Annotated in this window: 23 protein-coding genes, 2 tRNA genes and 1 pseudogene; 18 read left to right on the top strand and 8 right to left on the bottom strand. The window is 52.2% G+C overall.

Annotated elements, in window-relative coordinates; all coding sequences use genetic code 11:
* Positions 1-13: 13 nt before the first annotated feature.
* Positions 14-1,372 carry an SLC45 family MFS transporter gene (locus HMPREF0494_RS03495; protein WP_007123549.1) on the bottom strand — a complete coding sequence of 453 codons (1,359 nt, stop codon included), beginning with the start codon at positions 1,370-1,372 and terminating at the stop codon, positions 14-16.
* Positions 1,373-1,384: 12 nt separating this feature from the next.
* Positions 1,385-3,439, bottom strand: coding sequence for a glycoside hydrolase family 31 protein (locus tag HMPREF0494_RS03490; protein WP_007123548.1), 2,055 nt, complete (start codon positions 3,437-3,439; stop codon positions 1,385-1,387).
* Between the two features lie 211 nt (positions 3,440-3,650).
* On the opposite strand from HMPREF0494_RS03490, the gene HMPREF0494_RS11585 reads away from it, so the two are divergent.
* Complete coding sequence (locus HMPREF0494_RS11585; RefSeq protein WP_007123547.1) at positions 3,651-4,571, top strand: helix-turn-helix domain-containing protein; 921 nt, start codon at positions 3,651-3,653, stop codon at positions 4,569-4,571.
* Positions 4,572-4,654: 83 nt separating this feature from the next.
* Here HMPREF0494_RS11585 and HMPREF0494_RS03480 read toward each other — a convergent pair whose 3' ends face one another.
* A complete protein-coding gene (locus HMPREF0494_RS03480; protein WP_007123546.1) occupies positions 4,655-5,257 on the bottom strand; it encodes a nitroreductase family protein in 603 nt (200 codons plus the stop codon).
* A gap of 124 nt (positions 5,258-5,381) precedes the next feature.
* Here HMPREF0494_RS03480 and HMPREF0494_RS03475 point away from each other — a divergent pair, with 124 nt between their 5' ends.
* On the top strand, positions 5,382-5,687 hold the full coding sequence (locus tag HMPREF0494_RS03475; protein WP_040458725.1) for a winged helix-turn-helix transcriptional regulator: 306 nt from the start codon (positions 5,382-5,384) through the stop codon (positions 5,685-5,687).
* Between the two features lie 229 nt (positions 5,688-5,916).
* Here HMPREF0494_RS03475 and HMPREF0494_RS03470 read toward each other — a convergent pair whose 3' ends face one another.
* Both HMPREF0494_RS03470 and HMPREF0494_RS03465 read right to left on the bottom strand, forming a co-directional pair.
* Positions 5,917-6,834 carry a DMT family transporter gene (locus HMPREF0494_RS03470; protein ID WP_007123544.1) on the bottom strand — a complete coding sequence of 306 codons (918 nt, stop codon included), beginning with the start codon at positions 6,832-6,834 and terminating at the stop codon, positions 5,917-5,919.
* A 129-nt stretch (positions 6,835-6,963) separates the two neighbouring features.
* Positions 6,964-7,674, bottom strand: coding sequence for a matrixin family metalloprotease (locus HMPREF0494_RS03465; protein ID WP_007123543.1), 711 nt, complete (start codon positions 7,672-7,674; stop codon positions 6,964-6,966).
* Between the two features lie 144 nt (positions 7,675-7,818).
* Here HMPREF0494_RS03465 and HMPREF0494_RS03460 point away from each other — a divergent pair, with 144 nt between their 5' ends.
* The 7 genes and pseudogenes from HMPREF0494_RS03460 (at position 7,819) to HMPREF0494_RS10930 (ending at position 13,011) form a co-directional block, all read left to right on the top strand.
* Entirely contained in the window at positions 7,819-8,298 is a 480-nt protein-coding gene (locus HMPREF0494_RS03460) for a DUF7679 family protein (RefSeq protein WP_007123542.1), read from the top strand.
* A 67-nt stretch (positions 8,299-8,365) separates the two neighbouring features.
* Positions 8,366-8,436 (top strand) — tRNA-Gln (locus HMPREF0494_RS03455).
* Between the two features lie 117 nt (positions 8,437-8,553).
* Positions 8,554-9,414 carry an NAD(P)-dependent oxidoreductase gene (locus HMPREF0494_RS03450; RefSeq protein ID WP_007123541.1) on the top strand — a complete coding sequence of 287 codons (861 nt, stop codon included), beginning with the start codon at positions 8,554-8,556 and terminating at the stop codon, positions 9,412-9,414.
* Positions 9,415-9,463: 49 nt separating this feature from the next.
* On the top strand, positions 9,464-9,793 hold the full coding sequence (locus HMPREF0494_RS03445) for a hypothetical protein (RefSeq protein WP_007123540.1): 330 nt from the start codon (positions 9,464-9,466) through the stop codon (positions 9,791-9,793).
* A 198-nt stretch (positions 9,794-9,991) separates the two neighbouring features.
* Positions 9,992-10,064 (top strand) — tRNA-Glu (locus tag HMPREF0494_RS03440).
* An 818-nt stretch (positions 10,065-10,882) separates the two neighbouring features.
* Complete coding sequence (locus HMPREF0494_RS03435) at positions 10,883-12,205, top strand: APC family permease (RefSeq protein WP_007123539.1); 1,323 nt, start codon at positions 10,883-10,885, stop codon at positions 12,203-12,205.
* 154 nt (positions 12,206-12,359) lie between these two features.
* Positions 12,360-13,011 (top strand): annotated as a pseudogene (locus tag HMPREF0494_RS10930) (SDR family NAD(P)-dependent oxidoreductase).
* 285 nt (positions 13,012-13,296) lie between these two features.
* On the opposite strand, the gene HMPREF0494_RS03425 reads toward HMPREF0494_RS10930, so the two are convergent.
* Positions 13,297-13,788, bottom strand: a complete 492-nt coding sequence (locus HMPREF0494_RS03425) for a hypothetical protein (RefSeq protein WP_007123536.1) — start codon at positions 13,786-13,788, stop codon at positions 13,297-13,299.
* Between the two features lie 216 nt (positions 13,789-14,004).
* Between HMPREF0494_RS03425 and HMPREF0494_RS03420 the strand changes: the two genes are divergently transcribed.
* The 5 genes from HMPREF0494_RS03420 (at position 14,005) to HMPREF0494_RS03400 (ending at position 19,885) form a co-directional block, all read left to right on the top strand.
* Positions 14,005-14,478, top strand: coding sequence for a MarR family winged helix-turn-helix transcriptional regulator (locus HMPREF0494_RS03420; RefSeq protein WP_007123535.1), 474 nt, complete (start codon positions 14,005-14,007; stop codon positions 14,476-14,478).
* Entirely contained in the window at positions 14,475-16,235 is a 1,761-nt protein-coding gene (locus HMPREF0494_RS03415; protein WP_007123534.1) for an ABC transporter ATP-binding protein, read from the top strand. The genes HMPREF0494_RS03420 and HMPREF0494_RS03415 overlap by 4 nt, the downstream gene beginning before the upstream one ends.
* The gene (locus tag HMPREF0494_RS03410) at positions 16,201-18,036 is read left to right on the top strand and encodes an ABC transporter ATP-binding protein (RefSeq protein ID WP_007123533.1); all 1,836 of its coding nucleotides are present in this window, start codon (positions 16,201-16,203) and stop codon (positions 18,034-18,036) included. Before HMPREF0494_RS03415 ends, HMPREF0494_RS03410 begins: the two co-directional genes overlap by 35 nt.
* Positions 18,037-18,253: 217 nt before the next feature.
* Positions 18,254-19,276 (top strand): serine hydrolase domain-containing protein, encoded by a 1,023-nt coding sequence (locus HMPREF0494_RS03405; RefSeq protein ID WP_007123532.1) that lies wholly within the window; start codon positions 18,254-18,256, stop codon positions 19,274-19,276.
* A 147-nt stretch (positions 19,277-19,423) separates the two neighbouring features.
* Complete coding sequence (locus HMPREF0494_RS03400) at positions 19,424-19,885, top strand: arginine repressor (RefSeq protein ID WP_007123531.1); 462 nt, start codon at positions 19,424-19,426, stop codon at positions 19,883-19,885.
* A 42-nt stretch (positions 19,886-19,927) separates the two neighbouring features.
* Here HMPREF0494_RS03400 and HMPREF0494_RS03395 read toward each other — a convergent pair whose 3' ends face one another.
* Positions 19,928-20,635, bottom strand: a complete 708-nt coding sequence (locus tag HMPREF0494_RS03395; RefSeq protein WP_007123530.1) for a type 1 glutamine amidotransferase — start codon at positions 20,633-20,635, stop codon at positions 19,928-19,930.
* Entirely contained in the window at positions 20,635-21,972 is a 1,338-nt protein-coding gene (locus tag HMPREF0494_RS03390) for a Mur ligase family protein (protein ID WP_007123529.1), read from the bottom strand. Before HMPREF0494_RS03390 ends, HMPREF0494_RS03395 begins: the two co-directional genes overlap by 1 nt.
* 171 nt (positions 21,973-22,143) lie before the next feature.
* On the opposite strand from HMPREF0494_RS03390, the gene HMPREF0494_RS03385 reads away from it, so the two are divergent.
* Genes HMPREF0494_RS03385 through HMPREF0494_RS03370 form a run of 4 tightly spaced genes read left to right on the top strand, consistent with a single transcriptional unit; the run spans position 22,144 to position 25,722 of the window.
* Positions 22,144-22,731 (top strand): thymidine kinase, encoded by a 588-nt coding sequence (locus tag HMPREF0494_RS03385; protein ID WP_007123528.1) that lies wholly within the window; start codon positions 22,144-22,146, stop codon positions 22,729-22,731.
* A 3-nt stretch (positions 22,732-22,734) separates the two neighbouring features.
* Complete coding sequence (prfA, locus tag HMPREF0494_RS03380) at positions 22,735-23,823, top strand: peptide chain release factor 1 (protein WP_007123527.1); 1,089 nt, start codon at positions 22,735-22,737, stop codon at positions 23,821-23,823.
* Entirely contained in the window at positions 23,816-24,688 is an 873-nt protein-coding gene (gene prmC, locus HMPREF0494_RS03375) for a peptide chain release factor N(5)-glutamine methyltransferase (protein ID WP_007123526.1), read from the top strand. Before prfA ends, prmC begins: the two co-directional genes overlap by 8 nt.
* A gap of 5 nt (positions 24,689-24,693) precedes the next feature.
* Positions 24,694-25,722 carry an L-threonylcarbamoyladenylate synthase gene (locus tag HMPREF0494_RS03370; RefSeq protein WP_007123525.1) on the top strand — a complete coding sequence of 343 codons (1,029 nt, stop codon included), beginning with the start codon at positions 24,694-24,696 and terminating at the stop codon, positions 25,720-25,722.
* Positions 25,723-25,746: the final 24 nt, after the last annotated feature.

The following is a 25,746-nucleotide window of genomic DNA, read 5'->3' as shown; positions in this document are numbered from 1 at the left end:
TCTTATATCAACTTTACTCTTTAACGGCAACCCCCTCGTGAATTCCCCGAACTGCGATGGCGGCGCAGAAAAGCGAAATGCCGGCAATTAGCATCATCATCGGCTGGCTGTGGCCAACTAGTGGAAAGATGATAAAGCTGAGCAGGGAGGCCACAATTTGCGGCAGGCAGATGCCGATATTGAAGAGCCCGATGTAGGCCCCTTCGTTCTCACCATTGAGCGAAGACGTCAACAGGGTAAAGGGCAGGGTGTGAATCGTGAAGTAGCAGATTCCAAAGAGGATGAAGGCCAGGACGGTCAGCCACTTATCGTGGACGAGGGAAACCATGATTAACCCGCTGCCGCCGAGCACGAGACCGGTGGCGTACCACTTTTTTCGGGTGGTCGTCTTGGCGTGGGAGTAGAGGAAGCCCCAACAGATCCCAGCGATACTGAGGATAGCGGTTAGGACTCCGTACCAGTTCCCGGCCGCTTGAAAGCCAGCACTGGTGGGGTTAGTGGTGTGCCAGACGTTCTTAGCAAGTGTCCCAGTCGAATAAGTCCAAACGTACATGATGCCGACCCAGCTGAAGAATTGTACTAGGCATAATTCCCAGAAGGCGCGGGGTGCGACCTTGACAAGGTGCCAGAGGCTGACTGACTTCTGGTTGTCCTGGGGGTTGATCCCGTGGTACTTGGCGTAGGTTTGCGGGTCGTATTCCTTAACGTTAAAGACGGTCCACATACTGGTAATCAGCAAAACGGCCGCGGCGACTACGTAAGCGTAGATAACGGTATCTGGGACCACCCCCCGCTTGGCCGTGTTGTGCATTCCACAAGCGGTGAAGATAAAGGGCAGCAGGGAGGCCAGGATGCCCCCACCGTTGAAGAAGATTTGCTGGAGGGACCAGGCGAAGTTCTTCTGCTTGTTGTTGACCATGTCACCGACAATCATCCGGAAGGGCTGCATACAGATGTTGTTGAACAGGTCCATGAAGCAGACGGCAAAGGCAGCAAAGACCATTGCGGCCATCGAGCCGTAGCCGAAGCCGAGTGAACCAGAGAACGGTAGCATTAAGAGCACTAGGGCCGCAATTGGTGCCCCAAATAGGAGGTAGGGCATCCGCCGTCCGAAGCGGTTCCAGGTGCGGTCAGAGTATTTGCCAATCAAGGGCTGGACGATCATCCCCATCAGTCCGGGAAAGATAAAGAAGAAGCCCAGGCTGTTCGGGTTGGCCCCGATGGACTGGAAAATCCGGCTCATTTGCGAGCTTTGGAGCGAAAAGCCCATGTTGATCCCGAGAAAGCCAAAGGTAATGGAGAAAATCACCCACTTGGAGAGGTCAGGCAGGCCGGCGTCAAGGTTGACCTGTTTTGTCTTTTTATTACTCATCGTTAGCACCCCCTAGTCCTTAGCGGTGGGAACCGTAAAGTTCAAGAGGCTGTTCAACGGGTGACTGGCACGGGTAAAGAGCGGAATCGTGTCGATCGGGCAGTCGACGGTGACGGTTTGGCCGCCGTGGTAGCTTTCCTTCGTTTGCACATCGATCCAGTCCTCGCCGGCCGGCAGGTAAACGTCTCGTTTGGTTTGGCCGGCATGGAGGATTGGTGAAACCAGGACGTCGGGGCCAAACAGGTACTCGTCGGAAATATCCCAGGTCTGGTCGTCCTTAGCGAAATCGTAGAAGAGCGGCCGCATGACTGGTGTGCCGTCCTCATGGGCCTTCTTCATCTGGTCCATTACGTAAGGCCGAATGGCTTCCCGCATGAAGAGGTACTTCCGGAGAATCCGGTAAGTCGGCCGCGGGTACTTATAGATTTCGTTGAAAGCACCGCTGCCAAATGGCTGGTTAAACATCCGGTCGGCGTGTTCAATCGTCTGCTCGGCGGGCTCCCGGAAACCATGCAAGCGCATGACCGGGCAGAAGGTCCCAAACTGGAACCAGCGGGTGAGCAGCTCGTGGAAGTGAGGGTCATGGACGTTGCCACCGGTAAAACCACCGATATCGGTAGTCCACCAGGAAATGCCAGATAAGCCCGCGTTTAGCCCAGCGACCACCTGCTTTTGCAGCGACTCAAAGGTCGAGTGGACGTCGCCAGACCAGAGGACGACCCCGTACTTTTGGCTGCCGGCCCAGACACAGCGGACGAGGTTAACGATGTCTTTTTGCCCGGCGGCCTGCTGACCCTCATAAAAGGCCTTGGCATAATCAAGCGGGTAGACGTTGCTGAGCTTGAGTGCTGGTCCCTGGTAGTAGCGGAAGTGGTCGAAGTCGTACATGAAGCCATATTCCGGTTCCGCTTCGTCGAGCCAGAACATCCGGACACCGTTATCGTAGTAGTTTTGCTTGGCCTTATCCCAGACGTACTTGCGGGCACCCGGATTGGTGGCGTCGAAGAAGGTTTCGTTGCCCATGAAGTGGTAAGAATCCTGGTACATCCGCTCGGACCGGACGAGGTAGCCCTTGTCATTCATCTCGTCATAGTTTTTACTGTTAACGTCGACCGTTGGCCAGATGGAAACCATCAGTTTGATTCCCATCTTATTCAGCTCGTCGACCATCCCCTTCGGATCCGGCCAGTACTTGGGATCGAATTTCCACTCCCCCTGGTTTGGCCAGTGGAAGAAGTCAATGACGATGACGTTGATCGGCAGCCCCTTGTCCTTGTATTCGTGGGCTACCTTCAGCAACTCATCCTGGGTCTTGTAGCGGAGTTTGCATTGCCAAAAGCCGCTGGCAAATTTGGGCATCATCGGGACCTTCCCCGTGGCGGCCGTGTAGTTTTCGACGATCTGTGCCGGGGAGTCGGCAGCGGTGACCCAGAAGTCAAGCTGGTCGGTGTCCTTGGCCTCCCACTTGGTTTCGTTATTGGCGAAGGTTACCTGACCGATCGCCGGATTGTTCCATAAGAAGCCGTAACCCCGGTTAGAGAGGACGAAGGGAACGGTGGCCTGGGTATTGCGCTGGGCCAATTCGAGGATGCAGCCCTTGTAGTTGAGCTGCTTTTCCTGCCGCTGGCCCATCCCGTAAATTTTTTCGCCGTCGACGGCTTCAAACCGCATGGTTGCCTGGTAGTCCCCACCAATGATCGGTTTGAGTTCCCGACCGGGGATGCCCAGGGGACTGGTCTTCTTGCCACCGGGCTTAACCTGCCAGCGCTCCTTAAGGAGGACCTTGCCGTCCCGGTTGGTGATGGTCAGCCAGCCAAATTGGTTAATACTAGCGGTGATGTGACCGTTGCTGATGGCGCAGCTGTTCGCCGCCTCGTCGATCTTAATTTGGTTGCAGTTGCCAGTGTGTTCTTTAGAATAGGCTAACGCCCAGTCCTGGTGAGATGTAAACTTGCTGTTCTTGGTTACCCGAAAACGCAGACTGTCTTTGCCCCACGGTTGGATGAGAACCTGTTCAGCCGCGTGCTCCCAGTACAGGCCGTTCGCCATTTTTTTCATTACTGCCATAGAAAAGCTTCCTTTCGCTCAATCTGCTATAATAATTGCTGAAGAGTTGATTGCCTAAATCAACTTACAAGAATAATTAAACCTTTTTCTGAAATTGAATGTAACCGCTTTAATGGACGAAAAGGTGCAAAATGAATGGTACTTTGGACATAAGTGGCAATTTGAGCGGGTAATAGTGCTTGAAAGTAACTAAATGTGGGGGCGAATATCCATGCAAGTGGACAAAAGTAACTATGACGTATACCTCTTTAATAGTGACCGGCCATTCCACCACTATGCTTCGGGTCAACTCGTCCTCGATAGGGAGGAGACGCCTAAACGATTTGAACTGGGGGACGCCTATGAATTGCTGGTTTGTGCCGGTGGGCAGTGTCGGGTGAGCTGGGAGCGGCAAGGGCAGCTGCTCAGGCGGGGAACTTGCCTGCTAGTGGCGCCCCATACCAAACTGGAACTGGTGGGTGGTACCGGTCCGGTTACTATTTACTGGATTCAGTTTTTGCCCAAGGATGGAGAAGAGCGGGTTACTGACCAGCAGGTAACAACGGCAATTCGTGACCGCCACGATTTGGGCCGGCTGGCCAATAACGTGATTTTGCCACAGTATTATCAGATTCGGGAATTTAACCGGATCAATACGCTGTGTTTGCAGACCCTTTTATTGATTCGCGGGAACTACTATACGGAGGCGTTACCATCGTATGCGATTACCGAGCTGATGCTTGAGATCACCAACGATTTTGTTACCGGACTCCACCATTTGACGCGGGTTAATCCCAAGGCGACAGAGATCATCGACTGGCTCGGGAGCCATTTAACCGCTGAATTGACGGTGCGGGGACTGGCAGAACATTTTGGGATGAATTATCGTTACGTGAGCCGCTTGATTAAAAAGGAGACCGGGATGACGGCTTCCCGGCTGATCCTGCAGAAAAAGCTGGACATCGCGTGTGAACTCCTCCTGAAGTCAAACCTGCCCCTCAAGCTGATTGCGGACCAGGCCTGCTTTAATGACGAAAAGTATTTTCTGCGCTGCTTCAAAAAACAGCTGGGCCAAACGCCGACCCAGTACCGGCAGCAGTACATGGGCGACTTCCTCCTGAATGACACTAAGACCCGCGAAAGACGGCAGTAGATGGAGCAATCACGAATAAGCCAAACACCCGCAAGCGACTATTAGGTCACCTGCGGGTGTTTGGCTTAAGACGTTTTTGGTTGTTATTTGATCAGTTTGAAGACTTGTTTTTCCTCCAGGTACTCTTTATCACCAGCCGGGCCTTCGATCGAACCGAACGGCATTTCTGCCCTAAGCTGCCAGTCCGCTGGCAAGTCAAAGGCCTGGTGGATGGCATCATCAATCAGCGGGTTATAGTGTTGTAAGCTAGCGCCAATCCCTTGTTCGGCCAGGGCCGTCCATACCGCCTGCTGGCTGCCGCCAATTGCCTGCTCCGCCCAGTCAGCAAAGTTATCTGCATAGGCAGGAAACTGCTCCTCCAGCTTGTGCACGCTGGCAGTGTCCGTTAAGAACAAAACGGTACCGATACCAGCCCGGAAGCTGGCGATTTTTTGCTTTGTTTGTTCAAAGGCGGCTGGGTCAGTGACGACTTTTGCCAATGCTTCCGCAACGATTTCCCAAACCTGGTTGCTGGCCTGGTTAAATAAGACCACGGCCCGGACTGGTTGGCTGTTGAAGGCGCTTGGCGAATTACGAACTGCCGTTGTTACCAGTTGATAGATTTCCTCGGGTGTCGCGGTGACATTCTTTCCGAGGGCGTAGATGGACCGCCGCTGAGCAGCGAGTTGGTTAAAGTTTGATTTCATGACTGAACTTCCTCCTGTTAATTATTACTTACTAATAGTAAACTAAAATCAATAATCAGCAAGACGTGAATTATTTTTCACTAAGACACTTATGCTAAAATTAAACCTAGAGGGGGGCTTGCAAATGGCGAAGGCAATCGAGAACTGCCCGATCGATCAGACCCTGCAGCAAATTGCGGGCAAGTGGAAAGGGCCCATCATTATGACCCTGCTAGAACACGGACAGTGCCGGTTTAACGAACTGGAAAAACGGCTACCCGGCTGCTCCCGGCGAATGCTGGCCCTGCAGCTAAACGACCTGGTCAAGGCGGGAATTGTTGCAAAGGAGGTTACGGCCACCGTCCCGGTACGGACCAGTTACTCACTGACACCGCGGGGCCGCCAGCTCCGGCCGGTGATTGAGGAAATGCAGAAGTGGGGTAGCGTTTAGCCCATTTGGGGCCACGTGATATCTTTGGAATATTCGGAACTAAAACGAGGGCGAAAGGGACAGAAGTCATTTATAACTTCGTTTTCACACCCCCGTCGACGCGCAGCTAGTCTTTAGAAAGCACAAATAGAGCTCCAGCCCGGTTTTGCCGAGCTGGAGCTCATTGTGTATTGCGCTGTTCGCTTTTTACTTGTTAAAGGGGTTGCATGATCATTGGCAACCCGTATGCTTAATTTTTATTTCCCGGGACATGATTGGGAATCCGGATATTTAATGCCAGGACGGCGACGATAACCAAGATTGAGCCAATGATGTCAGCGCCGGTCATGTTAAGGTGGAAGATCAGGACGGACCCAATCGTCGCGGAGAGCGGTTCAAAGGCGTCCATCAGGCTGAAGGTTGTCGCATCGATGTATTTCAGGGCATTGTTGGCGAGCTGGAAGGGAATCAGGGTACCGATAACCAGGACCCCAAGCCAGCAGAACCACACAACCGGTATGTTCGGAACGTGCGGCTGCGCCGGATGGAGGGCCAGCAGGACGATCCCGGAGAAGAGCAGTCCCCAAGCGGTAATCACCAGGGATGGGACCCGTCCTTCGCGGAGCATTTTCTGCGGGATCAGGGTGTTAGTGGCGACCCCGATTGCTGAAATCAGGCCCCAAATCAAGATGGCTGGGGTAACGGCCAGCTTGTTGAACCGCCCGTGGGTGGCAATCGTGAAGACCCCGATGAAGGCAATGATTGCGCAAATGATTTCAATTCGCCGCGGCGGAATGTGACGAAACGCTGCTTGGTAGGCAATGATGAAGAAGGGACCGACAAACTGCAAGATGGTCGCGATGGAGGCGTTCCCGTACTGGACGACCATGAAGTAGGCGAATTGGACCGGCACCAGGCCAAAAATCCCGTAAGAAAAGATTACCCAGGTATCGTGGGGGCTTTTAAAAATCCGGAAGGGATGGTCGCCCTTGACCAGGCTGAAGAGGACCAAAAGGATTCCGGCGGCAGTCATCCGGCTCTGGGTCACCCAGAGGGAAGTGATCGACGAGCTGGCGTTAAAGAGCCCCTTGGCAAACAGCCCCGAAATTCCCCAAAAGGTGCAGGCGGTAATCACCATGGCAATTCCTAATGCTTTTTTATTGTTCATGCGTATTCACTCACTATCTATAAATTTACCCACTGGCTATTCTAACATACTCGTGAACACGGCAGGCTCGTAGAATGGAAGAGGGGTGGCACCAGTAAAGGTGGAGCTAGCCTTGCAGCTGGGCGGGAGCTATTGCTGTTGGCTTCCACGCGGGGACGCTTGCTGGCCAGCGGGGTGGGGCCGCTTTTGGTAGAGCTGCTTAACGGCTGCAACGTCGCCGGGCTGGATTGGGTAGAAGGATCCAGCTGGCTGCATTACAGAGGCAGTGCTGGTGTGTTGGAGCCCGATTGCGTGGCCGAGTTCGTGTTCGGCCGTATTGACGATTCGTTGGGGAGAGTAGCCGTAGTTAGCGTTGAGCAGGTAGCCGGCGTTTAATTGGACGTCCGCGTGTAATAGGTAGCCGGTGGCCGAATCCGTTTTGGTATTGGTCAGGCCGGCCGCACCGTTTTGCTGCTGGTCGACCGCGGTTACCACGATGTTGGCGTCGGCCTTGTTTTGTACCGGGCGAAAGGTGAATGCGCCGGTCTGGTTCCACTGGTTGATTGCTTCGGTGGTGGCGGTGCGCAGGGTGGGGTTGTTGAGGTCAACGTAGATGGTGGTGCTATTTTCTGGCCACCGGCCGTCAGTTACCTCATCCGCCTGTTTGGTTTGAACGGCCGAATGGGGTTTGGCGGCCAGCTGGTGGCCGAGGAGCCGGCTAATTTGCTGCTGGGTACGCAGAATGCCCGTATCGATTCCCTGCTGGAAGACGGGACTGCTTTGGTAAAGCGCAATCAGCCAGATAAAAAGTACGCAGTAAAATAAGCTCAGTAGAAAGTGGCGGCGTTTGATAATTTTCATCCCCCTTTTTGGATAGTATTAGTTTAAGAGAATTAACGCTAATAGTCCATTCTTTCGCCGGTCCGTAATAAAATTTGCGAATGACTGAGCATCCTGCCCCGGGCTGCGGTATAATATCACTGAAATTTTAAGGAGGGGTCGACGATGGCAACCGTATTTACAGTGCAGGTGAAGTTAAGCTGGGGCGAGGAACGGCGGTATTTATTGGCAAACGATGTCGAGCCCGGCCTGGCCCATCGCTACGCAACCCGGGAAAATTGGCAGGAAGTGATGCTTAAAGCGCTGATCAACGTCCCGGTGGCGCCATACCTGCCGGACGATAGTGTACAACCGCCAATTGCGACGGCGGAAGTGGTGGCGGTGGCCGCTCACGACGAGGGAGATGCGGTGGTTCAGGGGCTGCAACGAACCCGGAGTCAGTTCATTATGGCCGCAATTTGGGAAAAACAGAGTACGGCGGCTAATTATAATTTTCTGCGGCATGATTATGCCCAGTCGAGTCAGGAACAGATCAAGGCCGACGTTGATTTTTGGCAAAATGGCCGTCACCACCCCGCAGTTATCGCGCAAACCCGCGCTTTGATTGCCAAGCAGGAGGCGCGGTTCAAAAAACAGGAAAATTAATTTGAAAAAATGGTTGACGAAAAGTGGATTTGCTAGTATAGTAAATATCGTTGCATGGCAACGTAATTGGGAATTGGCCAAGCGGTAAGGCAAAGGACTCTGAATCCTTGATCACTGGTTCGAACCCAGTATTCCCAATCTTGATTGGTCCTATTAAATCAGCGATGGTTTGATAGGACTTTTTTCGTACCAACGGTTAGCTGGCCTGGTCCACTGGGAAACTGGTAAAATGTTAGTAAATATCTTCATGAAGGGATGATCATAGTGAAAATCGGTTTTATCGGAACGGGGGTCATGGGAACCGGCGTGATTAACAACCTCCTGCGGCAGGGCAATGATGTAACGGTGTACAACCGGACAAGGGAACACGCCGCATCAGTTATCGCCAACGGCGCTAAGTGGGCGGCCAGTCCGGCGGCGGCCACTGTTGGCAACGAGATTGTTTTCACGATGGTCGGTTTTCCCGCTGACGTGGAGCAGGTCTACTATGGCTCAGATGGTATTCTGTCGGTGGCGACTGCGGATCAGGTCCTGGTGGATATGACGACCAGCAGCCCGCGCCTGGCGAAAAAGCTGGCCCAGGCGGCAGCCCAGGTGGTTGACGCTCCCGTATCTGGCGGCGACGTGGGTGCACGGAAGGGGACGCTAACGGTGATGCTGGGCGGCCGGCAAGCCGTGGTGGACAAGATTATGCCAGTATTGAAACAGTTTAGCAGTTCACAGCATTATTTTGGCCCGGCCGGTAGTGGCCAGCATGCTAAAATGGCTAACCAGATTATGATTGCCGGAACGATGACCGGGATGAGTGAAATGCTGGTGTATGCCAAACGGGCTGGGTTAGATTTGGAAGAAGTTGTCCAGACGGTGGGCAGTGGCGCGGGAGCTAATTGGAGCCTTAGCAACTATGCTCCGCGGATTTTACGGGACGATTATACGCCGGGCTTCTTCGCTAAACACTTCCTGAAGGACCTTAGAATTGCGTTGGACGAGGCGGAACGGGAGAGCTTGCACTTGCCGGCAACTGCTGAGGCGAAGCGGTTGTATGAGCTGCTGGTAGAGCGAGATGGCCTGGGGGATGACGGCACGCAGGCGCTGGTGAAGCTGTGGTGGCATTAGCTGGCTTCTGTCGCTCTGCTGTAGGCTGATTTGATATGAGGAGAGGAAAATGGCAAGTAATTCTGATTCAATTTATTATGTTCTGACCAAGCTCAAAAACCATCCGGAGCTGATTGAAGAGGTTCAAACCCGCTATACTAATACCGTCCTGCTTTTCTTTACGGATGAACTGAAAATAGCGGATAGTGGGTTTTACTTTCCGGATATGCGGCTGATGGTTAATCGCTTGTCAAACGACTTTGTGGCAAAAAACGGTGACCTGCTGGACTACTATTTCCGGATGACGGATGGCGGCGCTAGGAGTTATCGTGATGCCTGGGTAACGACTGCCCACTTGCCCCAGCGCCATCTTTATATGTTAGAGCTTTCCTATGAATAATCGATCAGTCAGGAGTGGGGAGCGGTGTGCGAGAGAAGGCGGATTGCGGTTGTGAAGAATAGCTTTAAGGCGCAATGCTTATTATTTGTGCAAGCAGTTCGGCGCTAAATTAGCGAGGATTGATAAGTGCCATGAATTAATTGGAAAAGTAATTGACATTAAATGGTTGGATAACGTATAATACTTTTTGTACGTTATTGCCCGCTGGTCAAATTGGTTAAGACGTCGCCCTCTCAAGGCGGAGTTACGGGTTCGATCCCCGTGCGGGTGATTTATATATCAATAAAAATACTGATATAACGGTAATCTGAAAGATTGATGTGCGTTGTTTTGTACATCAATCTTTTTTCTTTTGCGCCTTTTTAAATTTAGTTGAGTATACGAAAGTAAAAATCACCTGCCATGTGGGTGATAAGAATTATATATAAAGGCCTCTTTTGTCTTAAAGTGTAGTTGTTCAAGCCAAAATTGAGTAAGGAAAAAGATGTGAATTAATAAATTAGACAATTTAGCCTATACGAAGTGGCTATCTAGGTACAAAATTGTAGAAATCATTGAGGGGCATATGGCGCTTGACCAAGTGCACTTGTTAATAATAAATATCCTACTGAAACTTAAAAGATGTGAGAAAATATAAATGCTACTAAAAGTCGCGATGATGAAATTGAGAGCCTTGAGATACTGCCTTCCTTTTTCAGATTGTAAACCTGTGTGAAAAGTGTGTTTATAACTTTCTGCAACCTTGATTCTGCTAGCTTATCTAAGCATAGTAGACTGTGATAGACTCAAGAAAATCGGCCAGTCCACAGCCGTGAACATATAGCATGGTTAGTGAGTGATAGCCCACACTAATTAAGACGCAAGTATTAAATTATAGAACTTATCAGCACCACTTTTAATTGTCTTCTTGATTTGCTATAATTACTACTGAATGAAACAATATTAAATATGTGTAGATGAAATGTTGTTCCTATTGATGACTATCCCTGATAGTATTTATCTTTTAGAATAAAAAATGTTGAATATTGAAAATGGTATAATTAAATTTAATGTAATTTTGGTATTTATTTGTGCATAAGAGGTGTAACAATGGCAGAGAGTAACATGAAAAAATCACTTGGGTTTGGGGCGGCTTTATCAACGGTTGCCGGAACGATTATCGGGACCGGGGTGTTCTTCAAAGCCTCCGCTGTAACGACGGCGACGATGTCAATCAGTTTGGCGCTATTTGCGTGGCTGCTCGGTGGAATTATTAACTTATGTGCCGGTTTGACGGCCGCGGAAGTTGCGGCAATATTTCCAGAAACCGGTGGAATTGTTCGGTATATAGAAGAGCCGTTTGGCAAATTCTGGGGATTCATTTCAGGCTGGGCCTACGGAATTGTCTATATGCCGGCCAACGTGGCAGCGTTTGCGATTGCCTTTGGGACACAATTCACAGGTCTCTTTCATTTAACGGACTCGTGGATCGTTCCGGTCGGGATGATTACGTCGCTGTCAGTTGCGCTGCTTAATTTTATCAGTGCCAAGTGCGGTGGGGTAGTTAGTTCGATTACCCTGATTATTAAATTGGCGGCACTGGGAGTAATCGTAATTTTTGGTTTCCTGCAACCAGGAAACGTGGACTTCCGCCTGTTCCCAATTCAGGCCGGGGCTCATCGCGAGTTCTGGGGTGCACTGGGAACCGCCTTGCTCGCCACTATGTTTGCATATGATGGCTGGATCCACGTGGGGACACTAGCTGGTGAAATGAAGAACCCGCAAAGGGACCTACCGCGGGCGATTGCGGTTGGTTTGACGATTGTCATTATTGCCTACCTGCTGGTCAATGCCGTCTTCTACTTTGTTGTTCCGCTTCACCAGATTGCTGGGAACTTAAACGTGTCGATGGAAGCGGCTGATAAGATTTTTGGTGGCATTGGCGGAAAGATCGTCACTGCCGGGATCTTAGTATCCGTATATGGTGGTATGAACGGTTATACGATGACTGGAATGCGGGTGCCGTACGCGATGGGCAAGAAGGGTTCGTTGCCTTTTAGCAGGTTCTTCGCACAGCTGAACCGTGCAGGGGTTCCTTGGGCTTCTGGCATTGTTCAGTACGTTATCGCCTGCCTGATGATGCTGTCTGGCCAGTTTGATGCCATTACCAACATGCTGATTTTTGTTATTTGGTTCTTCTACTGCATGGTCTTTGTGGGCGTGATGAAGATGCGGAAGACCCGTCCTGACCTTCACCGGCCGTACAAGGTGCCGCTGTATCCAATCATTCCCCTGATTGCTTTGGTCGGTGGGACCTTTATACTAATTAGTACCCTGATTCAGCAGTTCGTTACCACCGCTATCGGAATCGTAATTACGCTGATCGGTGTACCAATTTATTACTACATGCAGAAGAAAAAGGGGATTAATTAAATTTTGTCGAGGCTGCTCACGGAGGTGGGTGGTCTTTTTTAGTGAGGCTGGGAAGTCTTCTCGTATCTGGATAAACCGTTTGCTTGTAATTACGTGAATTTGTGCAATTATGAACATACTCTATTGAGAAAGAGAGTGTTTGTTATAGCTAACAATCAAAAGGTTGCTGTTATTAACTGGTAGCTGTCGTGGTATCGGTAAAGATATTGCGGAACAATTGGGCGAAGATGATTACGCAATGGTGATTAACGATTTCCACCAGGAACAGGTGGAAAAGACTGCTAAGGAATTAGCTGATAAGGGCTATCAAGTGGTTGCCGCTGCAGGTGATGTTTCGAAGAAGGAAACGCACGAAATGCTGATTAAGACGGCGGTTGATAATTTCGGCCACTTGGACACTTATATTAACAATGCCGGGATTGCTTAAATTGGTAACTTGATTGACGAATCGGCAGAAGATTTCCACAAGATCTATGCGGCCAACGTGGACAGTGTGTTATTCGGAATGCAGGCTGCTGCCGCGCAATTTAAGAAGCAGGATGACGGTGATAAAATCCGGAAGATTATTAACGCTTCAAGTATTGCCGGTCACATCGGCTATGAATTACTGGGAGCATACTCTTCCACTAAGTTTGCTATCCGGGGGTTAACCCAAGTCGCCGCTAAGGAATTGGCTAAGTACAACATCACCGTTAATGCTTACTGCCCAGGGATCGTCGGCACCGACATGTGGGATTACATTTACCAAGTCGGATTACATGACTGGCCAGGCCGTACAGATTGACGGTGGTGTACAGTTTATTTAATGTGCGGGTGTTGGTAGAAGAATTGTATGCAAAGGGGCTGTGACATAAGTCCTTTAAACTAAGAGAACCGTTCGGAATTTCATTTGAAATTCTGAGCGGTTCTTCCTTTGTTTTATATATCCTTTCGAGGGTATTTTGAAGACATCGACGGGCTGGTCGGTGTCTTTTTCTTTTACTAACACATATTTTAAAGGAAAACGGAGTTAAATGAAATCCGAAAATTTCATCTAACTCCGCTTATTATTAGGGACTTATGTCACAGCCCCTTTGTACATCCATTAATAATTACTTGTTTTCGTACTGACCGCTAACCGGGTTCATCGTCTGAACCTGATTAGTTTCTGGATTGAATTGGTAAATCCCGTCCAGGTGGGCAATGTTCGGGTCACCGTTGCTGTCCCGGACTTCCACTTGGTAATTGCCCTTGCTGTTTGGCTGCTGGCTAACCGTGTAGCGCATGCCCTGGCCATTTACGCCGCTGGCCTTGACGAATTGGTTAACTACGGCACCCTGTTGGTCGACATTGCTGTTGGGCTGGGCTGCATAACTGGTGTGCGTATTAGCGCTCACGCTGGATGCTGAAACGGCTGCCTTCTGGCTAGCAGCCTGGGCATCGCTGGAGCTGGCTTTCTTACTTGAAGATTGTGCAACCTTAGCCGTTTGGGGGTGGTTGACCTTTGAACTTGGGGCGGCACTATTATTAGCACAACCAGCTAACCCTAACGCAACCAAGGCAACTAAAGAACCGCTAACGATTTTTTTCTTCATTGTAATCATAATTACAACCCCCAATTCTCTAAATTTGAGTGTTTAGAACGTCAGTTGATAGTTAATTAATAATTTCTTTACACATCTATTGTAATACTTTTGCAACAATTATGTAACACTTTAGTTACTTTATTTTAAACTTCTTGCTTTTTTCACCAAGGAGAGTAAACTACATAATCGTTAAGTACCAAATGATTATGTACCGAACTAATAAGGAGGATCGACGTGGAAATAACTGATGACCAACTCTTCAAGCAGCTCTACTGTGTAATTGGTGAAATTCATCAGGTCGCGCAAACCCAGCTCGCCAAGCAGGCCACCTTTCGCGGACAGGGCCGCTTGCTATTCCTGCTTGCCAATAACGAGGGCGTCTCACAACGAGAACTCGCCAACCTGGCGCGCGTGCAACCCGGCTCGATTAGCGAAGTCTTAGAACGGCTCGAAAAGGACCAGCTCGTCGAACGTTGGCGTGACCAACAGGACCGCCGGATTGTCCGCGTAAAGTTAACCGCACGGGGCCGCCAGCTGCACGCAAAGAACTTACGGGCCCGGCAAAAATTTGAACAACAGCTGCTACAAAACGTTTCGGCGGCGGAGCGGGCAACCTTCTTGCAGGTGCTGCAAAAAGTTCATGATGAATTGGCCGCTCACTACGGCCAACTAATACCCAAGCAACGGAAAGCGGGTGCAAAAGTTTGATTAAAATTGCCAAAAAGAACCTCGTTGGCTGGGCCACCACTTTAGCGGTCCTCTTCCTCCTGATTCAAGTCGCTTGCGACCTCTACCTGCCAACGGTAACCTCCGAACTGGTGGACAAAGGGATCATGCAGCGAAACTTTGCTTACATTTGGAAAGACGGCATTTATATGCTGGTAGTGGCGGCAATCGGCCTATTAGCCGCGGCGGGAAACGTCTATTTTGCCGCTACCCAGGCAATGCAGGTGGGGGAGAAGCTTCGCCAGCAAATCTTCCACCGAATTTTACGCTTCTCCAGTAAGGAAATTAACCAATTTGGTGATTCCTCACTGATAACTCGTTCCACTAACGATATTGTTCAAATCCAAAACGTCATGGTCCAGGTCCTCCGAATGATGCTCCAGTCGCCAATCATGCTGGTGGCGGCCTGTGTCCTGGCCTATGTCCGAGAACCACGGTTGACCCGGGTCTTCCTCATTAGCCTGCCGATCTTGGCAGTTGTCGTGCTAGTAGTAATGTACCTAGCAGTGCCGCTGTTTAAGAGCATCCAAAAGAAGACCGACCGGATTAACCTGGTCTTTCGAGAGGGCTTGACCGGCGTCCGGGTTATCCGGGCCTTCCGGGAAGAGCACCGGGAGCAGGCCCGCTTTCAAGCAGCCAACGAGGACTCTACCCAGACCGGGATCAAGGCCTTCACGCTGGTCTCCTTCCTCTTCCCAGTCATGACCCTAATTCTCAGTTTGACCAACGTCGGCATCATCCTACTCGGTAGCCACCTGATTGCGGGAATGACCATGCAGGTTGGTAACCTGATTGCCTTTCTGACCTACGCGACCCAAATCATGATTAGCTTCATGATGCTCTCAATGATCTTCGTCTTTGTTCCCCGGGCCTCGGCCTCGGCCGCCCGGGTCAACGCCGTTTTGGAAGAACCGATTTCGGTTGCCGACGCTCCAGCCGACCAGCAGGTGCAGATTCCCGCTGGCCAGCCGGCGAGCCTGAGCTTTGACCACGTTGACTTCCGGTACGATGGAGCAGAAAAATTAGCCCTGCACGACCTCAACTTCCGGGTGAAAGCGGGCCAAACCCTGGCGATTATTGGTGGGACTGGTTCCGGGAAGTCAACCCTGGTTAACCTGATCCCCCGCCTGTTTGACATCGAAAGCGGCGAGATTAAGGTTGACGGTCAGCCGATTAAACGGTTGAGCCAGCATGACCTCCACGCCGCCATCTCCATCACCCAGCAAAAGGCGGTCCTTTTCTCCGGCACGATCCGTTCCAACTTGCAGTTCGGCAACGAAAAAGCCACTGATGACCAGATGTGGCACGCTTTGGAAATCGCCCAGGCCGCGGACTTTGTCAAAGCGGCGGGGGGCTTAGATGCACCGGTTGAGCAGGACGGGAGCAACTTTTCCGGTGGGCAGCGCCAGCGGCTTGCCATCGCCCGGACACTGATTAAACCGGCGTCGATTTACATCTTTGATGACTCCTTCTCGGCCCTGGACTTCAAGACGGATGCCCAGCTCCGGTTAGCCCTGCGCAACGACCCGCAGATTCAACAAGCGGTAACGGTAATCGTCGCCCAGCGGGTTTCGACCGTTGCCGACGCTGACCTGATCCTGGTATTGGATGAAGGAGAGGTCGTCGGCCAGGGAACCCACGATGAATTGCGGGCGGAAAACAAGACCTATCAGCAGATCGTTGAATCGCAAATTCAGAAAGGGGATGAAGAACGTGCAGCGCAGACCCAAAAAGATTAGCAAGGCCAAGCACTTCTGGCCAACGACCCGGCGCCTGATTGCCTACCTGCGCCCGTGGAGGGCGGGGGTGATTTTTTCAATCATCCTTGCCATTACGTCCGTCATCCTGTCGATTATTGCACCGAAGATTTTGGGTGAGGCCACGACCGTAATTTACAACGGGGTCATGAAGGGCTACCGCGAGATGCGGGCGGGCCAGCACCTAACCAGCTTGCCGATTGACTTCCACCGGATTTTGCAAATTGGGATCATCGTAATCCTCCTCTATGTCTTTTCCGGCCTCTTCAGCTTTGCCCAGCAGGTGGTCATGACCCGGATTTCCCAGCGGGTCGTCTACACCTTGCGCCAGGACCTCAAGCAAAAGCTCAGCCGGGTACCGGTAAAATTCTACGATACCCATAGCAACGGTGACATCATGAGCCGGATGGTCAATGATATGGACAACATTGCCGGCACCCTTCAGCAGAGTCTGATCCAGATCCTGACCAGCAGCATTACCTTTGTCGGGGTCCTGGCTTTGATGCTGTCAATCAGCTGGCAGCTGACCCTTGTGGCCCTGGTAATGATTCCCCTGAGCCTGGTGGTCGTTGCATTTGTTGCCCCGACCGCCCAGCGGCTCTTTAGCCGCCAGCAGGCAGCCCTAGGGAAGATCAATGGCCAGGTTGAAGAAACCTATGCCGGGCACACAATCGTGCGGACCTTTAACAAGGAACAAGACGAAGAAGTACAGTTTGCCCAGAAGAACCATGACTACTACCGGGCGGCTTGGCGGGCGCAGTTCTTTTCCATCCTGATCTTTCCCCTGATGAACTTCATCCGCAACCTTGGCTACCTGTTAGTGGCCGTCGGTGGGGCACTGGCCGTCATCCGTGGGCAGGTCACACTGGGGAACGTGCAGGCCTTCCTGCAGTACACCAACCAGTTTTCCCAGCCGATTACCCAGGTTGCCAACCTCAGCAGCACCATCCAGCAGACCGTGGCGTCGGCGGAACGGATTTTTGCGGTCCTCGATGCCGAGGAGATGGATAACCAGCTGATTGCCAACCAGCCACTGAACGAAGAGCCGGTTCCCAAGATTGAGTTTCGGGACGTCCGTTTCTCCTACAACGACGAGCCGCTGATTGAGGACTTTAACTTGCGGGCCCAGCCCAACCACATGGTGGCGATCGTCGGTCCCACCGGTGCCGGTAAGACGACGATCATCAACCTGTTGGAACGCTTCTACGAGGTCCAAGGGGGCCATATCTACCTCGATGGCCAGGACACCCGGTCCATGACCAGGGACGACCTGCGCAAGCACATTGGGATGGTCCTCCAAGATACCTGGCTGTTTACTGGTACCATCTTTGAGAACATCAAGTACGGGCGTGAAGATGCCAGTGACGAAGAAGTGTACCAGGCTGCCAAAATGGCCTATGCCGACAGCTTTATCCGGGAACTCCCGGATGGCTACCAAACCGTACTGAACGAGTCAGCATCCAACATTTCGCAGGGCCAGCGGCAACTCCTGACGATTGCCCGGGCCTTCCTTGCCAACCCGGAGATTTTGATTTTAGATGAGGCCACCAGTTCGGTCGACACCCGGACGGAAGCGCTGATCCAGACGGCAATGAATGATTTGCAGAAGAACCGGACCAGCTTTGTGGTGGCCCACCGCCTATCGACCATTCGCAATGCTGAGCAGATTGTGGTCGTCAGCCACGGCCATATCATCGAAACCGGGAACCACGATCAATTGATGGCGAAGAATGGTTTCTACGCTGACCTTTACAACAGTCAGTTCCTTGGTAATAATATTTAGTAAAAAGAAGATAGAGAGTGGGAAATAACCTCCTCGACAAGGCGTATGGCTAACCTAGGACGATAGTTGGCACGGTACGGGCCGGCTAGCGTTCGTAGTTAGACACTAGCCTTGTGGTTATTTTCCACGTTATCTTTGTAATAGTTAAGAACTAGCAAAAGGCTAGCGAGAAAAAACCGTTTTCTCCCAGCTTCCTATTTTTAGAAGGGAATAATTGATGAAACGTTTTACCAAAACGGTTGCCCAGTTAAACGCACTGGCTGATGACGGAATTGTTCCAGGAATCAACTACCTAATTTTTCGGGGACAAGAAAGAATTCGTGAGACCAGGGGGTTCGCCCAAACGCGGCCCATGCCAGAAGTATTGACGCCAGCCATGCAGTATGACTTGGCCTCCCTCACTAAGGTGGTCGGGACGGTGCCGGTCATTATGATGCTGGTCCAAACTGGCCAGTTAGCCCTGGATGACCCGGTGCAAAAATACTTGCCCCAGTTTAGCGACCAGCGGCCAACCATTCGCCACCTCCTGACCCATACTTCCGGGATCAGCGGCTATATCCCGCACCGCGACCAGTTGGGGCCGCAGGAGTTGAAGCAGGCCTTTCTCAGCCAGCAGCGGGTAGACAGTTCTTTTAACCGGCAGATTCGCTACGCTGACGTTAACTTTCTATACCTTGGCTGGATTATTGAGGCGGTTTGCCACCAGGCGGTCCAAACGGTGATTACGGAACGGGTCCTCCGTCCGCTGAAGCTGACGGGGGCAACCTTTCAGCCGCTGGCTAGCCGGTGTGTTCCCACCGAAATTCAGGCTGGCCGGGGACTGATCCGTGGTAGCGTCCATGACCCGAAAGCCTTTATTTTAGGTAAGCATTGTGGCTGCGCCGGCCTGTTCGCAACCATGACGGATCTGGAGCAATTCAGCCGTGCCCTGATTGAAAGCAACCTGGCCGGGCTGTTGACCCCCGAAACGGTGGCCAGCTTCTTCCGTGACCAAACGCTGATTCCTGGGCCACACAGCCGTTCCTTCGGCTGGAAACTCCTTCATTCTCACGCGGCTGATCACCACCTGCTGATTAGCCACACCGGCTTTACGGGAACTTGGCTGATTCTGGACCGGCAGACTGACCAGGGAATGATTGTTCTAACCAATCGGGTACACCCGACCGCCCGCAATCAGGCCTACCTGGACCGGCGCGACCAGCTCTTTGCCACCTACTTAGCAGAAATGCAATTGGCTTAATTTTTATTCACTACTGGCTAGGGACCAGCTAGCCCGCTATTTAAGGAGAGCTTGGCCGTTGACAAGCATTTGCAAAGCGTTTATGATATTTAATAAATTATCTCGAATGTGAATAAAATTTGCTAGAGCCAAGGAGGGGGAGCCGAGATGGACCGCAAAGAGCGCCGGCGCTTTATTGCCCAGTTAGTTAATGAAAGAAAAATTGAAACCCAGGATGAGCTGCTGCAGCTGCTCACCGATGCCGGGATTGAAACCACCCAGGCGACGATTTCACGTGATATTCACACCCTCAACATCGTCAAATCCAGCGATGCCAATGGTCATACCTACTACGTCCAGCTGCAAAAGGACCCGGCACATAACTACGACCGCCTGTACCTAGGTATTCGTAATAACGTCCGGACGATTGAAACGGTTCAATTTATCAACGTGGTTAAGACGGAACTGAACTCCAGCTATGCGACAATCCTCGCGGGGATGTTTGATGAGCTGGACGTGCCGGAGGTGATTGGGACGCTGGCGGGGAATGATACGCTGATCCTAATCAGTAAGACCCCGGAAGACGCGCAGAAGGTTTACCAGTTGATCATGGACCATATGAATGGCTAATAAAAACGGCCCTGAGAATTGCTCTCGGAGCCGTTTAATAGTTTAAAATGTAGGTTTGATTTGCAAAGATTCAGCGGCTGTCAAGTCTGCTTCTGGATACTTATTGTGCAGGGCCGTCAGCAGGAGGTGCTTGGCGATCTCGCCGTTCCGGGTCAGAATCGGTCCGTGGAAGTATGAACAGTAGACTTCCTTGTAAATTGCCCCTTCCGTACCGTCCTCGCCGTTATTGCCATTGCCGGATACCACGGTCCCCAACGGTCGTTCCCCCTTGCCAAGAAAGGTTCGGCCGTTGTGGTTTTCAAAGCCGTGGTATTCCTGGCCATTTTCCTCATTTTTAATGGTAATGTTGCCGATGAAGCGGTGGTGGTCCTGGCTCAGGGTATAGTGGTCCAGCAGGCCCAAGCCCTGGATCTTTTCGCCGTTAGCACCGATGTAGTAGTGGCCCAGCAATTGGTAGCCACCGCAAATGGCCAGGAGGGGCTTGTTATCATCGATGAACTTCTTGATTGCCGCCCGTTTTTGGGGAAGGTCCTTGGCAACTACGAACTGCTCATAGTCCTGCCCGCCGCCGAACAGGGCGATGTCAAAGCGGTCGGGGGCGAAATCATCGTCGATACTGATGACCTCGACGGCGATGTCGGCATCCATCTGCTGGGCATAGTAGCGTAAAGCAATGATGTTGCCCACGTCGCTGTATGTGTTTAGCAAGTTGCCGTAAAGGTGGGCGAGACGCAAGTGGTACTTTGCCATTAGTCCATTCCTCCTTTGATGTACTTTTGCTCGGCTAACAGTTTGCGTAGCTGGAGCACCGCCGTATAGGTTGCCAGGAGGTAGACCCGCTTGGTCGGCAGTTCCTTGATCTTTTGGATTACTTGGCCCAGGTTCGGTTCTTCCCAGAGTTTATCCACCCCGGCCATCTCCAGGCGGGTCCGGATGTCCCGGTAGCGTTCGCCGCCGACGAGGTACTGGCGGACGTCTGCTTGGGCAAACTGCTCAAAGTTGCCGTCCCAGATCCAACTGGTGTCAATCCCATCCGCATAATTAGCGTTGAGCAGGAAGCCGAGGCTAAACGGCTCTTGGTCGGTAGCAATCATGTTCAGGACCTGATTAAGCCCGACCGGATTTTTAACCAAAATCAGGGTGACCTCCTTACCGGCGACGTTGATCACTTCTTGCCGGCCGAAGACCCGCTCGTCACTTTCAAAGGCCGTCCGGATCTGTTCCGGACTGACGCCAAATTGGCGGCCGACGGCATAGGCCGCCAGGGCGTTATAAATGTTGTAAAGGCCGCCGACGTTGATGGTGTATTCGTGCCCATCAATTTCAAAGGTTGATTTGGTGGGGGTCAACTCATCCAGCTTTGTCACTGCGTAGGTCAGCTTCGGCCGGTGAAAACCACAGTGGGGGCAGAAGTAATCGCCCAGACCGGCATAGGTTCGCAGGTGGTAGCGGAGGATGTGCTGGCACTTTGGACAGAGCAGCCCGTCAGTATTGGCCGGGGCGTCAAAGGCCTCCCGGTGTTCATGGGCGAAGCCATAGTAGACAACCGGGTTCGGCAAATCCTGACTGTGGAAAATTTGTTCATCGCCGTTGGCAATCACGGTCGCTTGCGGAGCGCGACGAACGCCCGCCAGGATTTTATCGTAAGTGGTATAGATTTCCCCGTAACGATCCATTTGGTCGCGGAAGATGTTGGTGAAGACAAAGGCGGCCGGCTTGATAAACTGGGTCACCTTAATCACGTTGGCTTCGTCCACTTCTAAGACGGCGAGCCCCTTTTGGTGGGGCCGGGGCGCCGTGATAAAGGTGGTCACGATGCCCTGCTCCATGTTGGAACCGGTCGAATTAGTCAGCACCTGTTCATACTTGGTCCGCAAGACCCGGGTGCTCAGGGCCGTGGTGAGTGTTTTGCCGTTTGTCCCGGTGACGATCACCAGGTCGTATCGTTCGCTGAAGCTGCGTAAAATATGGGGATCAATCAGTAAGGTCAGTTGACCGGGCAGCGAGCTGCCCCCGTTGCGGAAGTGGTGCAAAAACCAGTAGCTGGACCGGCCAACCCGTTCCGCAATCGTACTACGAATAGACATTAGATTAGCTCCTTCCTACCCCCAAAGGAAATAATGATTATTTATTCTAACCTTATTGTTCGAAAAATAAAAGTGATTAGGTTAGAATGGGGCCCGGGATAGGGGAAGTATTTAAAAGCCCCGCTCTTTCAGATATAATGAAATTACTATGCAAAAAAGGAGCAAGCAGACGTGGCACAGCTATTTTTTAAATACGGTGCAATGAATTCGGGGAAGTCCATTGACATCCTCAAGGTTGCCCATAACTATGAGGAACAGGGCAAGCCGGTCGTTTTGATGACCAGCGGGGTTGATAACCGCTCTGGGCAAGGGGTAATCGCGAGCCGGATCGGCCTTAAACGGCGGGTCCAGCCGGTGATGGACGATACGAATATTTATGATTACGTTAAGAATATCGACCACCAGGTCTACTGCGTGCTGATCGACGAAGCACAGTTCTTGAAAAAAGAACATATTTTGCAGCTAATCAAGATTGTCGACGAGCTGGACATTCCCGTAATGGCGTTTGGCCTCAAGAATGATTTCCGCAACGAGCTCTTTGAGGGGGCCAAGTACCTGCTGATTTACGCCGATAAGATTGAGGAAATGAAGACCATCTGCTGGTTCTGTCCGCACAAGGCGACGATGAACCTGCGGATTCACGATGGCCAGCCGGTTTACGAGGGGGAGCAGGTCCAGATTGGCGGCAACGAGTCGTACTACCCGGTCTGCCGCAAGCATTACTTTCACCCACAACTAGCAAAGAAAGAGGAGGACTAATTAATGGAAATTTCAGAAATCTTCGACAAACTTCAGGCGGTTGCTGACCGGTACGACGAATTGAACGAACTGATCAGCGACCCGGAGGTAATCGCGGATTCCCAGCGCTTTATGAAGCTATCGAAGGAAGAGGGGAGCTTGCGGGAAACGGTTGAAAAGTACAACGAGTACAAGCAGGTCACCCAAACCATCAAGGATGACGAGGAAATGCTGCGGGAAACCGACGATCCCGACCTGGCGGCGATGACCAAGGATGAACTGGCGGAGTCCAAGGAGCGTCAGGAACAGTTGGAAAAGGAACTGGAAGTCCTGTTGATCCCCAAGGACCCCAATGACGACAAGAACATCATTATGGAAATCCGCGGCGCCGCCGGTGGGGATGAAGCCAGCCTCTTCGCAGCCGACCTCTATAATATGTACCTTCACTACGCGGAAAAGCAGGGTTGGAAGGTTGAAGTGGTCGACAAGAGCGAAACCGAAGTCGGTGGCTTCAAGGAAATTGCCCTGATGATTACGGGAACTAACGTCTACTCCAAGCTCAAGTTTGAAAACGGTGCCCACCGGGTTCAGCGGGTACCGGTAACTGAATCCGCGGGCCGGGTCCACACTTCCACCGCAACCGTGGGGGTAATGCCAGAAGCCGAGGACGTCGACGTTGACATCGACCCCAAGGACATCCGGGTTGACGTCTACCGGTCTAGTGGTGCCGGTGGTCAGCACGTCAACAAGACCTCATCGGCGGTTCGGATGACCCACCTGCCGACCGGGATCGTGGTGGCAATGCAAGACGAACGGTCCCAGCAGCAAAACCGGGCCAAAGCGATGCGGATCCTGAAGTCACGGGTCTATGATTACTACCAGCAAAAGGAACAAAACGCCTACGATAAAAAGCGGAAGAACGCCATCGGGACGGGGGACCGTTCTGAACGGATCCGGACTTACAACTACCCGCAAAACCGGGTCACCGACCACCGGATTGGCCTGACCTTAAACAAGCTGGACAAGATCATGTCCGGAGAACTTGATGAGATCATCGAGGCCCTAATTGTGGCGGACCAGACCGAAAAGCTGGAGCAGCTGCGCAATGAGTAGCCGCCAGGCCTGGACCTACTTTGCGGCCCAGCGCTGGGCGGCTGGACAGCTTGTAGCAAGCGATGTCGACCCCAGCGCGCCGCAGTTTTTGTTAGAACAGCGCCACGACTGGGATACAACCCATTTACTCCTCCATAACCGGGAGCAGATGCCGGCAGACGAAATTACCTGGTTTCAACGGGCGGTCGCCCAGCTGCTCAACCACGTTCCCGCCCAGTACATTGTTGGGCAAACGAGCTTTTACGGCCGCCAGTTTAAGGTGACCCCTGCGGTCTTGGTACCAGAGGCCGAGACGGCCGAGCTGGTTGAATGGGTGCTCGCCGCTCTGCCAGCGGACCGTGAGCTGCGCGTGCTGGACTTGGGGACCGGCAGTGGGGTAATTGGGATTACGCTGGCCTTAGAACGGCCCTGCTGGTCGGTAACGCTGAGCGATATTTCTCCGGCCGCCCTGGCAGTGGCCCGGGAAAATGCCCAGCGGCACCAGCTGGCGTTGCCGCTAGTAGAGAGCGACCTGTTTGCCAACCTGGCGGACCAGCGCTACGATGTGATTGTAACCAACCCGCCCTACATTGATCCGGCCGCTACGGCGCTGATGGATCAGGCAGTCTTGGAGAACGAACCGCGGGTTGCGCTCTTCGCTGATGAACACGGTCTGGGCTTTTACCACCGCCTCTTTGAACAGGCCGGCCGGCACCTGAGACCAAGCGGTCAGCTCTTTGGCGAAACGGGGTATGACCAGGAACAAAGCATTCAGGCACTGTTAAAGCGGTGTGATCAACAAGCCCGGATGGCGGTCCGCCATGACGTGGCTGGCAAAATGAGGATGATACACGCATGGGATTTTTCTGGCACAGGAGGAAATTAGCAAGAATGAATACCAAGATTTATCGGCTAAACCAAATTGACGAAGCCGCGGCCGCAATCCGACGGGGCGAGCTAGTGGCCTTTCCCACGGAGACGGTTTACGGGTTAGGCGCCGACGCGACGAATGAGCCGGCGGTAAAGAACGTTTACCTGGCGAAGGGGCGGCCAAGCGATAATCCGCTGATTGTCCACGTCAATTCGGTCGCAATGGTTGAACAGTACGCGGCGGAAATTCCGGAAAAGGCCCGCAAACTAATGGCCGCGTTCTGGCCGGGCTCCTTGACGATTATTTTAAAAATCAAGCGGGGGGCCCTTTCCAAGACGGTGACCGGCGGCCTGTCGACGGTTGCCTTCCGTTTTCCGGATAACCAGCCAACCCTTGATTTAATCGGCAAGGCGGGTGTGCCGATTGTCGGCCCATCTGCTAATACTTCTGGCAAACCGAGCCCGACGACTGCCCAGCACGTTTACCATGACCTAAACGGCAAGATTACCGGGATCCTGGATGACGGGCCGACCCGGGTCGGGGTGGAATCGACGGTGCTGGATATGTCGACGGAAACTCCGGTAATTTTGCGGCCGGGTGCCGTCACCAAGCAGGACATCGAGGGGGTAATCGGGTCGATTGACCTCAACCACCACCAGGTTGGCAAAAACGAAACGCCCAAGGCACCGGGGATGAAGTATAAGCACTACGCCCCGAGTGCTCAGGTCTACATTGTTGATGACGGAACCGACTGGTCAACGGTTGTTCGCTGGATTGCTCAGCAGCCCTTCGACGTTGGTGTGATGGCCGAAGAGCAGATCCTCCAGCAGCTGACCCTGCCGATGAACGCGGTCCAGTTTTCACTTGGGACGGGAGTAGCAGACGCCAGTGCCCGTCTGTTCGATGGCCTGCGGGGCTTTGATGACCAGCCTAACGTCAAGGCGATTGTCACTGAGGCCTTTCCCGCAAAGAACCTGGGCCGGGCCTACATGAACCGGCTTAATAAATCTGCCGGTGGGGCTCACTTTGATCCGGCGCAAGTAAAATAATGAGCAAAGCACGAAAAAATATTG

Source organism: Limosilactobacillus antri DSM 16041 (genome assembly GCF_000160835.1).
GTDB classification, from domain to species: domain Bacteria; phylum Bacillota; class Bacilli; order Lactobacillales; family Lactobacillaceae; genus Limosilactobacillus; species Limosilactobacillus antri.
Note: the sequence above shows the minus strand (reverse complement) of the source record. Positions and strands in the feature narration are given on the sequence as shown.

Coding starts and splice junctions, on each gene's coding strand:
- HMPREF0494_RS03495 (WP_007123549.1), bottom strand. CDS start 1,372: ATGAGTAATAAAAAGACAAAACAGGTCAACCTTGACGCCGGCCTGCCT.
- HMPREF0494_RS03425 (WP_007123536.1), bottom strand. CDS start 13,788: ATGATTACAATGAAGAAAAAAATCGTTAGCGGTTCTTTAGTTGCCTTG.
- HMPREF0494_RS03410 (WP_007123533.1), top strand. CDS start 16,201: ATGAAGAACGTGCAGCGCAGACCCAAAAAGATTAGCAAGGCCAAGCAC.
- HMPREF0494_RS03435 (WP_007123539.1), top strand. CDS start 10,883: ATGGCAGAGAGTAACATGAAAAAATCACTTGGGTTTGGGGCGGCTTTA.
- HMPREF0494_RS03445 (WP_007123540.1), top strand. CDS start 9,464: ATGGCAAGTAATTCTGATTCAATTTATTATGTTCTGACCAAGCTCAAA.
- HMPREF0494_RS03465 (WP_007123543.1), bottom strand. CDS start 7,674: ATGAAAATTATCAAACGCCGCCACTTTCTACTGAGCTTATTTTACTGC.
- HMPREF0494_RS03370 (WP_007123525.1), top strand. CDS start 24,694: ATGAATACCAAGATTTATCGGCTAAACCAAATTGACGAAGCCGCGGCC.
- HMPREF0494_RS03390 (WP_007123529.1), bottom strand. CDS start 21,972: ATGTCTATTCGTAGTACGATTGCGGAACGGGTTGGCCGGTCCAGCTAC.
- HMPREF0494_RS03480 (WP_007123546.1), bottom strand. CDS start 5,257: ATGAAATCAAACTTTAACCAACTCGCTGCTCAGCGGCGGTCCATCTAC.
- prfA (WP_007123527.1), top strand. CDS start 22,735: ATGGAAATTTCAGAAATCTTCGACAAACTTCAGGCGGTTGCTGACCGG.
- HMPREF0494_RS03460 (WP_007123542.1), top strand. CDS start 7,819: ATGGCAACCGTATTTACAGTGCAGGTGAAGTTAAGCTGGGGCGAGGAA.
- HMPREF0494_RS03405 (WP_007123532.1), top strand. CDS start 18,254: ATGAAACGTTTTACCAAAACGGTTGCCCAGTTAAACGCACTGGCTGAT.
- HMPREF0494_RS03490 (WP_007123548.1), bottom strand. CDS start 3,439: ATGGCAGTAATGAAAAAAATGGCGAACGGCCTGTACTGGGAGCACGCG.
- HMPREF0494_RS03400 (WP_007123531.1), top strand. CDS start 19,424: ATGGACCGCAAAGAGCGCCGGCGCTTTATTGCCCAGTTAGTTAATGAA.
- prmC (WP_007123526.1), top strand. CDS start 23,816: ATGAGTAGCCGCCAGGCCTGGACCTACTTTGCGGCCCAGCGCTGGGCG.
- HMPREF0494_RS11585 (WP_007123547.1), top strand. CDS start 3,651: ATGCAAGTGGACAAAAGTAACTATGACGTATACCTCTTTAATAGTGAC.
- HMPREF0494_RS03475 (WP_040458725.1), top strand. CDS start 5,382: ATGGCGAAGGCAATCGAGAACTGCCCGATCGATCAGACCCTGCAGCAA.
- HMPREF0494_RS03450 (WP_007123541.1), top strand. CDS start 8,554: ATGATCATAGTGAAAATCGGTTTTATCGGAACGGGGGTCATGGGAACC.
- HMPREF0494_RS03395 (WP_007123530.1), bottom strand. CDS start 20,635: ATGGCAAAGTACCACTTGCGTCTCGCCCACCTTTACGGCAACTTGCTA.
- HMPREF0494_RS03470 (WP_007123544.1), bottom strand. CDS start 6,834: ATGAACAATAAAAAAGCATTAGGAATTGCCATGGTGATTACCGCCTGC.